We start from the raw sequence: 11792 nt of genomic DNA, 5'->3' as shown, positions 1-11792 counted from the left end.
CGGTCGACGGTCTGGACCAATACTTGGTCTGGACCATAGACTGATGTGCGGTCCGTAGTCGTTCGAACACGGAGGGGTCGTCATGGGTGCACTACGTCAGGGAGTCGCGCTCATGGCGGCCCTGGTGGGCACGGCCGGTCTGCTGATCGTGCCCACCACCTCGGCCGCCGCCGGGACCTCGGAGCCGGACCGGATGCGGGCCCAGTTGCCGCTGGTGGAGGCCGCCGACGTCGTCTCCGCCGAGGTGCGCCGGGGCCCGGCCGGCGGTTTCGCCGGCATCTCCCTGGCCGAGGACCACGTGGAGCTGTGGTGGAAGGGCGCCCTGCCGGCCAGGGTCGCCGCCGCCGTCGAACGGGCCGGTGACGTGGCCGAGGTCCAGGTCGAGCCGGCCCGCCACTCCGAGGCCGAACTGCGCGCGGCGGCCGCCCGGCTGGAGGCCGCCGGTGACCCGGCGGTGCACGCGATCAAGCTCCCCGCCGACGGCAGTGGCCTGGTGCTGGGCACCACCGCGCCGGTGGCCGCCAGCGCGGCCGCCTCGGTGGCCGGCGTCCCGGTGCGCACGGTCGTGGAGGAGCCGCTGGCCCCGGTGTCCCGGCAGAACGACGCCCCGCCGTGGAAGGGCGGCGCGACGATCGTGCTCGGCAACGCCGCCTGCACCTCCGGTTTCGCCGTGCGCAACGGCGCCAACCAGCGTTTCCTGCTGACCGCCGGCCACTGCGGCAACCCCGGGGTGCGGGTGACCGACCCGACGGGGGAGTTCATCGGCAACGCCGGTGCCAAGCACGCCGACCACGACATCATGCTGATCCCGACCGGCAACGTGGTGAACCGGCAGTACGTCGGCGGTGGGGACAGCAACACCACCGAGATCGTGCGCGGCTGGGGCGACGTCTACGTCGGCGAGTACCTGTGCCAGTCCGGGGTGACCAGTGCCCGGGAGACCGGCAACCCGGTGTGCAACATCAAGGTGCTGTTCTTCTACGCCGACCGCGAGGACCTGGTCGAGGGCGAGCAGATGAACGGCCAGCAGGCGGCCCGCCCTGGCGACAGCGGCGGCCCGGTCTACGGTCCCGCCGCCGGCGGCGGCGTGATCGCCAAGGGCACGGTCACCCGGGTGGCCGGCGCCCGGATCGGTTTCCAGGACTTCCGCACGGCCGACCGTGACTTCGGGGTCTACATCCCGCTCTGACGCCTCTGGTGAAACACATCGCGGATGTGTACCGTCCGGCTCGTGCGCCTGCCACGGGTTTCGCTCGCTGCCGCCGTCGTCCTCACCGTCCTGCTCACCGGTGCGCCCGCCGTGGCGCAACCACCGGCCACGCTGCCGATCGTGTTCGTCCACGGCAACTCCGGGTCGGCCGCCCAGTTCGCCACCCAGTTCCAGCGCTTCGCCGTCAACGGGTACCCGCAGGCACTGCTGTACGCCTACGAGTACGACTCCAGCGTGCCGGACAACACCGCCGCCGTCGCCGGCCTCGACCGTTTCGTCGACGGCGTGCTCGACGACACCGGCGCCGACCAGGTCCTGCTCGCCGCGCACTCGCGGGGGACGGCCGTCAGCCACGCCTGGCTCGCCGACCCGGCCAACGCCGCCGAGGTCGCGCGGTACGTCAACCTCGACGGCCGGAGCCTGCCCACTGAACCCGGCGGCGTGCCGACACTGGCCGTGTGGGGCGAGTGGCAGTCGCCACCGGACCCGGTGCACGGGGTCGTCGGCGCCATCGGCGGCGCCCGTAACGTCTACTTCCGGGACCTCGCGCACACCGAGACCGCGTCCTCCGCGCGCACCTTCCGCGAGATCCACCGCTTCTGGTTCGGCCGGGAGCCGGCGACCACCGACGTCCGGCCCGGCGCACCCGGCCGGGTCGAGGTCTCCGGCCGCGTCGTGCTGTTCCCGCAGAACACCGGCTACGCCGGCACCCGGCTGGACGTGTGGGAGGTCGACGCGGACACCGGCCAGCGCCGGGGCCACCGTCCCCTCGCCAGCCTCCCGGTCGGCGAGACCGGCGAGTTCGGCCCGCTGCGGGTGCACGGCCTGCGCACCCACGAGTTCGCCGTCACCCGCGAGGACGGCTCGGTCCACCACTTCTACCAGCAGCGCTTCACCCGCGACGACCACTTCCTGCGGCTCAACACCGGCCGCCCCGGCGCCGGGCTGGAGGCGTACACCAAGCACGACCCCCGGCACGTCAACCTGACCGTCGTCCGCGGCCGGGAACTGTGGGGCGACCAGCCGGTGAGCGACGTGCTGACCGTCGACCGCCGCCACGACACCACCCCGCCGATCAACGTGCTCACCCCCGGCGTCGCCCCGCGCACCGGTCCCGGCGGTGCCGGCGGCAACACCGGCGAGGTCAACGCGCTGTTCCTCACCGACGTCGGCGTCCGCACCGCCACCGGCTACGCGGACTCCGACCAGCGCACCGACCTCGGGAAGAACCAGCTGTTCCCGTTCGACAACCTCACCTTCCTCGCCGCCGCCGACGTCTTCGTGCCGGCCGACCCGGCCGCGAGGGGGACGGTCCGGCTGGCGCTGACCCACCGGGGCGGACAGCGCGCCGAGGTGGTCAACGTGCCGGGCTGGCCCTCGACCGATCACCGGATTACGGTGGCGTTCAAGGATTACGTCCCTGGGTGAGGGAGTCGGTATGGACCCGCGACACCGTTCACGGTCTCTTGTGGAGGGTCCGGCCAGGGCTCACGCCAGGGCCTTCCTCAAGGGCATGGGGATCTACGGCGGTGACGCGCTGGAACGCCCGTTCGTCGGGGTGGCGCACTGCTGGACCGAGACCATGCCGTGCAACCTCAACCACCGCACGCTCGCCGGGTCCGTGAAGGACGGTGTGCGCGCGGCCGGCGGCACCCCCATGGAGGTCAACACGATCGCGATCTCCGACGGGATCACCATGGGCTCGCCGGGGATGCGGACCTCGCTGGTGTCCCGGGAGGTCATCGCCGACTCCATCGAGCTGGTCGCGCGCGGCCACCGCTTCGACGCGCTGGTCGGCATCGCCGGCTGCGACAAGACGCTGCCGGCGGCGGTGATGGCCATGGCCAGGGTCGACGTGCCCAGCGTGCTGCTCTACAGCGGGTCCATCCGCCCCGGCTGCTGGCGCGACCAGGAGGTCACCGTGCAGGAGGTGATCGAGGCGGTCGGCGCGCACGCCGTCGGGAAGATCACCGACGCGGAGTTGGAGGAGCTGACCGAGGTCGCCTCGCCCGGCTTCGGCACCTGCGGCGGCATGTTCACGGCCAACACGATGGCGATGGCCTTCGAGGTGATGGGCCTGAGCCCGCTCGGCTCGGCGATGGTGCCGGCCCAGGACGAGCACCGGGGTGACGTCGCCGCGGCCGCCGGCCGGCTGGCGATGACCGTGCTGGAGCGGGACCTGCGCCCGCGTGACCTGATCACCCGGGCCTCGCTGCGCAACGCCATGGTCGCCGTCGCCGCCGCCGGCGGGTCGACCAACGCGGTGCTGCACCTGCTGGCGGTGGCCGCCGAGATGGGCGTGGCGATCACCATCGACGACCTGGACGAGGTCAGCGCCGCGACCCCGCTGCTGTGCGACCTCAAACCCGGCGGCCGGTTCGTGGCCACCGACCTGTACGCCGCCGGTGGCGTGCCGCTGCTGGCCCGCCGGCTGATCGAGGGCGGCCTGCTCGACCCGGACGTCCCCACGGTCACCGGCGCCACCCTCGGTGAGGCCGCCCGGGACGCGCCGGAGACCCCCGGTCAGCAGGTCGTCCGGCCACTGGACCGCCCGCTCAAGCCGACCGGCGGCCTGGCGATCCTGCGCGGCAACCTCGCCCCGGACGGCTCGGTGGTCAAGCTCTCCGGCCACGAACGGCTCTGGCACCGGGGCCCGGCGCGGGTGTTCGACAGCGAGGAGGCGGCGATGGCCGAGGTCCTCGGCGGCCGGATCAGGCCCGGTGACGTGGTGGTGATCCGGGGCGAGGGACCGGCCGGCGGGCCGGGCATGCGCGAGATGCTCTCGGTGACCGGCGCGCTGGTCGGCGCCGGCCTCGGCCAGGACGTCGCGCTCATCACCGACGGCCGGTTCTCCGGCGCCACCAGGGGTTTCATGGCCGGACACGTGGCGCCGGAGGCGGTGCGGGGCGGCCCGATCGCGGCGGTGGCCGACGGCGACCAGGTGACCATCGACGTCACCGCCCGGCGTATCGACGTCGACCTGCCGGCCGAGGAGATCGAGCGCCGGGCGAAGGCCTGGCGGCCGGCGCCCAACCCGTACCGCACCGGCGCGCTGGCCAAGTACGAGGCGCAGGTCGGCAGTGCGAGCACCGGCGCGACCACCAACCCGGCACTTCCCGTGCCAGGGCGGTCGCGCCCGGTGGAGGACTAGCTAGCCTCGGCGGAGCAGCTCACTGAGCCGCCCGCCGATCGCCGGCAGGGCGAGGACGCGGCGCCTGGCGGGCGCGTCCATCGCGGCGACCGCCCGGCCGAGCTGGCCGAGCGCGCCCTCGGCGACCGCGGAGTGCAGCAGCGTGGTCAGCGTCCGGTCGTCGGCCTCGGCCGCGTAGCCGGCCAGGCGCCCGCGCAGCGCGTCGTCGGTCAGCCGGTCGATCACCGACAGCGCCACCGCGTGCAGGTCGGTCGGCTCGTCGAGGGCGTGCGCGACGACCCGGCGCAGCCGGTCGTCGGGCAGCAGGGCGACCGTCCTGGTCAGCTGGTCGTCGGACTCGGCGTAGAACGCGATCCGCAGCAGCGCGTCCTCGGAGATCACCGTCACGACCTCGCGCACCAGCCATGACGTGGCCGCGTCGAGCAGCCGGCCGAGCGTCACGTACTCGCCGCGCACCACCAGCTCCAGCACGACGGCCACCGCGCGGTCGGGGCGCATCCTGGCCACCAGCGCCACGGCCCGGCGCGGGTCCAGGTGCGGGCTGGCCTCGGCGAGGTAGTCGACCGGCATCCGGTCGGCCAGCTCGGCGGCCTTGTCCGGGGCCATCTCGCCGGCGATCCTGGCCGCGAGGTACGGGGTGAACGCGCGCAGTGCGATCCGCACGTTCACCGGGGTCGGCAGCAGCGTGGTGATGGTGGCGACCCGCTGGAAGACCGTCCGGTGCTCGTCGTAGAGGGCGGCGACCACCCGCTCGCGCAGCCGGCGGATCTGGTGCTGGTCGAGGGTGGCGGCGAAGCGCAGGTCCTCGGTCGGGAGGTCGAGCGTGCGCGCCAGCTTGACCAGCTCGGCCTTCGTCGCCAGGTCGGTGACCATCAGCTCACCGCCCGACGAACCTGGCGACACTGGCCCGGACCAGCGCCGGCATCTGCCGCATCGCCTCGTCGGTGGCCGTCGCGAGCGCCCGCGACTGGCGTCGGCGCGCGGCGCGCAGGGCGTCGTGCAACTCGGTCAGGTCGCGCTCGGACAGGCTGTCGAGCAACCCGGCGTCGGCGCCCAGCCGCCGGCGCAGCACCTCCCGTAAGTCACCCCTCATCATCCAGACTGTGTCATGCCCGGTACGGAATGCGACACCCGGACCACGACCGGCGCCGAGGGCTCCGGCAGCCGCTGCGAATCGTGGCAAGTACGATCTGTTGCCATGACGCGCATGCTCGTGACCGGCGGAGCCGGCTTCATCGGCTCCAACTTCGTTCACTACACGCTCAAGCAGCACCCCGGGTACGAGATCTGCGTGCTGGACTCGCTGACCTACGCGGGGCACCGGGAGAGCCTGGCGCCGGCGGCGAACAACATCGAGTTCGTCGAGGGCGACATCTGCGACGTCGAGCTGGTCGACCGGCTGATGTCCCGTACCGACGTGGTGGTGCACTTCGCCGCCGAGTCGCACGTGGACCGGTCGTTGCACGACCCGGAGCCGTTCATCCGCACCAACATCACCGGTACGTACATCCTGCTGGAGGCGGCGCGCAAGTACGAGGTCCGCTTCCACCACGTGTCCACCGACGAGGTGTTCGGCGACCTCCCGCTGAACTCGGACGAGAAGTTCACCGAGGAGACTCCGTACAACCCGTCGAGCCCGTACTCGGCGAGCAAGGCGAGCTCGGACACCCTGGTGCGCGCCTGGGTCCGCTCGTTCGACGTCCAGGCGACGTTGTCCAACTGCGCCAACAACTACGGGCCGTTCCAGCACGTGGAGAAGTTCATTCCCCGGCAGATCACCAACGTGCTCGTCGGCGACCGCCCGAAGCTCTACGGCGAGGGCGAGAACATCCGCGAGTGGACTCACGTCGACGACCACAACGCGGCGGTGCACCTGATCGTCTCGAACGGCCGCATCGGGGACACGTACCTGATCGGCTCGGGTGACGAGCGCAGCAACAAGGACATCCTGGAGACCACCCTGGAGCTCATGTACCAGGAGCGGGACGCCTACGACCGGGTGCCCGACCGCCCTGGCCACGACCTGCGCTACGCCAACGACTCCACCAAGATCCGCACCGAGCTGGGCTGGGTGCCGACCTACGCCGACCTGCGCGCCGGCATGGCCCAGACGATCGACTGGTACCGCCACAACGAGTGGTGGTGGAAGCCGCAGAAGGAAGGCACCGAGGCGACCTACCGGGTCCTCGGCCGCTAGTCCCCGGGCGGCGGGCCGACGGGGTAGGACGTGCCGCCGGCCCGGAACGTCTGGGCGTACAGCCGCGCGTTGCGGTCGGTGATCCTGGCCAGGTCGTCGTCGGTGGTGGCGGTGAGCAGCAGCGCCAGCAGGAACGTCAGCCGCTCGGCCGGCACCCGCAGGCCCGGGGTCGTCAGGACGGCGGTGGGCAGCGGGTAGGTCAGCACGACCCCGAACTCGCCGATGTCGGCCGGCGTCAGGTCGGCCAGGGTGCGCGTCAGCAGGTCGTCAGCGGCCGAGTCCGGCAGGAACACGTTGGGCCACGGGTGGCGCCGCGTCCAGTCCCCGGCCGCGCGGCGGGCGGCGACGGTGGGGGCGAGCCGGTCGAGGTGGAGCCCGTAGGCCAGTTCCGCGGACTCCCGGACCGTACCCAGATCGTCCACAGTGGACTCCGTGGGCAGGTGGGCGACCACCTCGATCTCGTAGCGCGTCCCGGTCGCCGTCGGCTTGGTGAACCCCTGTACGTGGTCGAAACGCCGCTCGTCCACCAGTCGGCGCAGGTCGGCGGTGAACCGGTGCTGGTCGTCGTAGCCGAGCCGGTGGCGGCGGACGGTCGCCGGCGCGGGCACCAGGGCGACCGTGGCGCGCACGATCACCCCGTGCCGGCCCAGGCCGGCGCGCACCGCGTCGAACAGTGCCGGCTCGCGGGTGGCCGAGCAGGTCACCAACTCGCCGCCGGGTGTCACCACGTCCAGCTCACGCACGGTGTCGGTCTGCGCGCCGTACCGGTGGGAGGTGCCGCCAAGCCCGCCGGTCGACAGCGTGCCGCCGACGGTGGTGTGCGGGTAGTCGGTGAGCACCGGCGGGGTCAGCCCCAGCGGCAGGGTCGCGGCCAGCAGCGTGCTCCAGCGCGTGCCGGCGGCCACCACCGCACGGTCGCGCCCGACGGCGTGCACGCCCGTCAGCGAGCCAAGGTCGAGCAGCACGCCGCCGTCGGTCTGGGCCTGGCCGCCCATCGCGTGCCCGGCGCCCCGCGCGACCAGGTCAAGTCCGGCGGCCCCGGCCCAGCGGGTCGCCGCCACGACGTCGTCGACCGATCCCGCGCGGGCCACCAGCGCCGGCCGGTGGGCGACGACACCGCCGAAGTCGGTGGCGTAGGCCGACAACACGCGGTCGTCGGTGTGCACGGTGCCGTGCGGCAGGATCACGACCGGACCTGGCCCACCAGGGTCGCCAGCGCCGTACGGTCCACTGTGGACTGGTCGCCGGCCAGCCAGGCGCCGACCACCCGGACGAACCCCTCCGGCTCCATCGGCTGGACCAACGCGTCCTGCTCGTCCACGGTGATCGTGCCGGGCCGACTCGGATGGAGCAGCAGTACGCCGCGCACGTCCAGCCACGGCAGCAGCGCCCGGTAGGCCGCCAGCCGCGAGGCCAGCCCCGAGGTGCCACCACGGAAGAGATGTCCGTTGCGCCACACCACGTTCTCGTCGTCCATCCGGTAGTGACCTGGCAGCCACACCTTGGACTCGACGAGCACCAGCCGCCGCCCGCACAGCACCGCGTGGTCCACGTCGGCGAACACCGACCCCGGCTCGCCGGCCAGCCCGTGGCAGACCCGCACGGCCGGGATCCGCGCCAGGTACAGCGACAGCAGATCGGCGGTCAGCCGCTCCCCGGCCTCGTCCTCCTCGGTGCCCGGACTGCCGAACACCCGCCGCGTGCCGAACTCCCCGAAGAACGCCCGGTCCGCCCGGTCGGCGGCGGCCAACTGCCGGGCCGCGACCGTCCCCAGGACGGCCAGCACCACCAGCCAGCCCGCGATCAGCGCCACCGGTGCCCCCACCGTCACCAGGACGAACAGGATCACCAGCCACCCGGCGACCACCCCCGCGACCAGCCCGACCGGCGGCCGGCCGGTCGGGACGAACGTGACCCGCCGGCTCACCATGTCCCACCACGGGATCGTCCGGTGGTCGATCACCGGCAGTGGCGGGGTGGTGTCCTCCCGCCACGGCGGTGGCGGCTTGGGGACGCGGACCTCCTGGTCCTCCCCGGTCTCCTCACCGCGGTCGTAGTCGGCCCGTGACTGGGGGTCGCTGAGCGTCTCGTACGCCTCGCGCAGCAGCCGGAAGGTGCCGGCCGTACCGCCCGCGTCGGGGTGCATGACCTTCGCGAGCGACCGGTAGGCCGACCTGATCTCGGCGGACGTGGCGCCGGGCCGCACGCCGAGCAGTTCGTAGTAGTCCACCTCGCGCACGCACACCGCCGTTTCTCCGTCGTGGTCACCAGAGAAGAGATTATGGCGCGCCGCCTCTGCCCACGAAGTGGGATCTGGTTTGTGCCCGGCTAGTTGAATGTCGTTCATGACGACACGACGTACCGCGATCGCCGCCCTGTCCGCGACCCTGCTGCTCGGCCTGACCTCCGCCGGGACCGCCGCCTCGGCGTCCTCCGACGGTGTGAGGCAGGGAGTCGGGCACGGGGCGGGACCGGGCGAGACCTACAAGCGCACCGAGCTGTACTTCGGGGGCAACCGGCCCGACGGCAGCGAGATCACCCCGGCCGAGTTCGAGCTGTTCCTGGACAAGGAGGTCACCCCCGCCTTCCCGGACGGGCTGACCTGGCTGGAGGGCCACGGCCAGTGGATGGGCGGCAAGGAGGACTCCTACGTGCTGATCATCCTGTACCCGTTCCACGACCGGGACGCCAACGGCGAGCTGGAGGAGATCCGCGAGGACTACAAGGCCCAGTTCGAGCAGCAGTCGGTGCTGCGGGCCGACAGCACCGACCGGGTGTCCTTCTGAGCCGGTGCCCGGCCGGCCCCGTACCGGCCGGGCACGAACCCGCTCAGCCCTCGGGGATCCCGTTCGGTGGCGGCGCGTCACCGGCGGCCGAGTCGTCCTCCTCGATCGGGGCGTCGCCGATGTCGGTGACCAGGACCGGGGTCAGCTCCTGACCCACCCCGCCCTTGATCTCCACGACCTGCATGCCCGAGATGCCGAGGTGGCTCTCGCCGGAGAAGCGGAACGGGGCCAGCGCCGGGCCCTGGAAGTCCGCTCCGGACTTCTCGATCGCGGCCACCACACCCTCACGTGTCGGGTTCTCCCCGGCGGCCAGCATCGCCTGGACGAACGTGTACGCCTGGGACATGCCGAACACCCGGTAGTTGGTCAGCTCGCCCTCGCCGCCGTGCTCGTCCCACACCTTCTGCCACAGCGTCATCCACGGGTCGTCCGGCACGTCGGTGCCCGGGATGTACTCGGTGGTGACCACACCGTCGAGCAGCTGGGTACCGTCGGTCACCGCGCCCTCGGAGAACCGGGCCAGCAGCGAGCCGACCAGCGCCGGGTCGGCGCCCACGTTGCTGTAGAACCACTTGGGCTGGTACCCCAGCCGCAGCGACACCAGCTGGCTGAGCGCGGTGTAGGACGGCGTGGTGAACCCGAGGACCAGGTCGGCGCCGGAGGCCTGCAACGCGGCCATCTGCGGCGCGACGTCGGTGTTGCCCGACTGGTACTTCTGCACCTCGACGATCTGGCCGTCGATGAACTGGCGCACGCCCTTCTCGCCGTCGCGACCGAAGTCGTCGTCCTGGAGGAACAGGGCGACCTTCGCGTCCGGCAGGTTCTCCGCCACCCACTGGCCGATGATCTTGCCCTCGATCTCGTAGTCGGGCTGCCAGCCGAAGGTGAACGGGCTCTTGTCCGGCTGGTCGCCCCACTGCAGCGACCCGGAGGACACGAACAGGTCGGGCACCTTCTCGCCGTTGAGGAAGTCGACCACGGCGCCGTGGGTCGGCGTGCCGAGCCCGCCGACCATCGCGAAGATCTCCTCGTTGAGCACCAGCTCGTTGGTGACCTGGCTGGTCGTGGTCGGGTTGTAGGCGTCGTCGCGGACCACGAACTCGATCTTCCGGCCGTTGATGCCGCCGTTGGCGTTGACGTAGTCGTAGTAGGCCTGGTGACCGCTCGGGATCTCGCTGTAACCGGGCGCGGCGACGCCGGTCAGCGGGAAGTGGCCGCCGATCGTGATGGTGTCGTCGGTGATGCCGACCGTCGACCCCTCCACCGCCGGGTCCCGCTCGCGTTCCTCGCCGGCCCCGCAGGCGGCCAGCAGCGCGCCGGCGCAGACCAGTGCGGTGACCCTCGTCCAGCGTTTCGTCCAACGCCTCATGGTCGTGCCTCCGAATCCGTTCTTGCTGACGGGGAACCGTGGTGCGCCGCGCGGCGCCGACGGGCGGCCAGGACACCGCCGGCGATCCCGGCGGGGGCGAACAGCACGACGAGCACCGTGACCAGGCCGTAGATCAGCGGCGCCAGCTCGGCGGCCCGCACATCGCTCAGGCCAAGGTCCTGGCCCCAGCCGGTGACCAGCTGGGGGAGGAAGGTGAGCAGCGCCGCGCCGATCAGCGCCCCGGTGAGGCTGCCCAGCCCACCGAGGACGATCGCGGAGAGCAGCAGCAGCGACAGCGTGAGGGTGAACCCGCTGGGCGCGGCGATCCTGGCCGAGAGCGCCAGCAGCCCACCGGCCAGGCCCGCGCAGGTCGCGCTGACGACGAAGGCCAACACCCGTGCCCGGCCGAGATCGATACCGGCCAGCTCGGCGGCGACCTCGTGGTCGCGGACCGCCCGCCAGGTGCGCCCGACCCGGCTCCTGGCCAGGTTGGCCAACAGGACGAACGTGACGATCAGGCACAACCAGCCCACGTAGGCCAGGTACCGGCTGCTGCTCATGTCCTGCCCGGTGACGAAGAACACCGCGTCGGCGAACCAGTCGGGGATCCGCGGCACGCGCACGGTCAGCCCCTGCTCGCCGCCGAGCGCCTCCCCGAAGTACACCGGGATGCCGGGGACCGCGACCGCCAGGGCCAGCGTCGCGCCCGCCAGGTACGGCCCGTGCAGCCGGGCCGCCGCGACCCCGACCAGCGCCCCGGCGGCCAGCGCCACCCCGGCGGCCGCCAGCAGGACCAGCGGCAGCGCGAACGGCTCGTCGCCGCGCAGCAGCAGCGCCGCCGTGTACGCGCCGATCGCCATGAACGCGCCGTGCCCCAACGAGATCTGCCCGTTGAGTCCGATCAGGATGGTCAGCCCGCCGGCGGCGATGCCGTAGTAGGCCATGGCCGCGAACTGCGCGTTGCGGAACTGGCCGGTGCTCTCCAGCACCACCACGACCACCACCAGCCCCAGCAGGGCGAGCGTGAGGTGGCGGCGCAGCGGCGTGCGGCCCAGGACCCGGTCGGCGAGAGTCGCCAT

Annotated in this window: 11 protein-coding genes; 5 read left to right on the top strand and 6 right to left on the bottom strand. The window is 72.5% G+C overall.

What is annotated here, in order from left to right; translation table 11 throughout:
* The first annotated feature begins 112 nt into the window (after window positions 1-112).
* From BLA60_RS08275 to ilvD, 3 genes are read left to right on the top strand one after another with little or no spacing between them, the layout of a single operon-like run.
* Complete coding sequence (locus BLA60_RS08275; protein WP_211288646.1) at window positions 113-1189, top strand: chymotrypsin family serine protease; 1077 nt, start codon at window positions 113-115, stop codon at window positions 1187-1189.
* A gap of 42 nt (window positions 1190-1231) precedes the next feature.
* A complete protein-coding gene (locus tag BLA60_RS08270) occupies window positions 1232-2638 on the top strand; it encodes an alpha/beta hydrolase (RefSeq protein ID WP_162292921.1) in 1407 nt (468 codons plus the stop codon).
* Between the two features lie 10 nt (window positions 2639-2648).
* A complete protein-coding gene (gene ilvD / locus BLA60_RS08265; RefSeq protein WP_075132203.1) occupies window positions 2649-4361 on the top strand; it encodes a dihydroxy-acid dehydratase in 1713 nt (570 codons plus the stop codon).
* Here ilvD and BLA60_RS08260 read toward each other — a convergent pair whose 3' ends face one another.
* Both BLA60_RS08260 and BLA60_RS08255 read right to left on the bottom strand, forming a co-directional pair.
* Window positions 4362-5234 carry a hypothetical protein gene (locus BLA60_RS08260; protein ID WP_154814217.1) on the bottom strand — a complete coding sequence of 291 codons (873 nt, stop codon included), beginning with the start codon at window positions 5232-5234 and terminating at the stop codon, window positions 4362-4364.
* A gap of 4 nt (window positions 5235-5238) precedes the next feature.
* Complete coding sequence (locus tag BLA60_RS08255) at window positions 5239-5454, bottom strand: hypothetical protein (RefSeq protein ID WP_075132568.1); 216 nt, start codon at window positions 5452-5454, stop codon at window positions 5239-5241.
* A gap of 105 nt (window positions 5455-5559) precedes the next feature.
* On the opposite strand from BLA60_RS08255, the gene rfbB reads away from it, so the two are divergent.
* On the top strand, window positions 5560-6558 hold the full coding sequence (rfbB, locus tag BLA60_RS08250; RefSeq protein WP_211288645.1) for a dTDP-glucose 4,6-dehydratase: 999 nt from the start codon (window positions 5560-5562) through the stop codon (window positions 6556-6558).
* On the opposite strand, the gene BLA60_RS08245 is transcribed toward rfbB, so the two are convergent.
* On the bottom strand, window positions 6555-7745 hold the full coding sequence (locus BLA60_RS08245; RefSeq protein WP_075132200.1) for an FAD-binding protein: 1191 nt from the start codon (window positions 7743-7745) through the stop codon (window positions 6555-6557). The two genes, rfbB and BLA60_RS08245, sit on opposite strands and share 4 nt — an antisense overlap.
* Entirely contained in the window at window positions 7742-8797 is a 1056-nt protein-coding gene (locus tag BLA60_RS08240) for a J domain-containing protein (RefSeq protein WP_075132567.1), read from the bottom strand. The genes BLA60_RS08245 and BLA60_RS08240 overlap by 4 nt, the downstream gene beginning before the upstream one ends.
* A gap of 106 nt (window positions 8798-8903) precedes the next feature.
* On the opposite strand from BLA60_RS08240, the gene BLA60_RS08235 reads away from it, so the two are divergent.
* The gene (locus BLA60_RS08235; protein ID WP_342744715.1) at window positions 8904-9344 is read left to right on the top strand and encodes a DUF3574 domain-containing protein; all 441 of its coding nucleotides are present in this window, start codon (window positions 8904-8906) and stop codon (window positions 9342-9344) included.
* Between the two features lie 43 nt (window positions 9345-9387).
* On the opposite strand, the gene BLA60_RS08230 is transcribed toward BLA60_RS08235, so the two are convergent.
* Both BLA60_RS08230 and BLA60_RS08225 read right to left on the bottom strand, forming a co-directional pair.
* A complete protein-coding gene (locus tag BLA60_RS08230) occupies window positions 9388-10713 on the bottom strand; it encodes an ABC transporter substrate-binding protein (protein WP_075132198.1) in 1326 nt (441 codons plus the stop codon).
* A complete protein-coding gene (locus tag BLA60_RS08225) occupies window positions 10710-11792 on the bottom strand; it encodes a branched-chain amino acid ABC transporter permease (RefSeq protein WP_075132197.1) in 1083 nt (360 codons plus the stop codon). Before BLA60_RS08225 ends, BLA60_RS08230 begins: the two co-directional genes overlap by 4 nt.

The sequence above is a fragment of the Actinophytocola xinjiangensis genome (assembly GCF_001921215.1).
Lineage (GTDB): Bacteria > Actinomycetota > Actinomycetes > Mycobacteriales > Pseudonocardiaceae > Actinophytocola > Actinophytocola xinjiangensis.
This window is presented reverse-complemented; position numbering and strand designations above follow the sequence as displayed.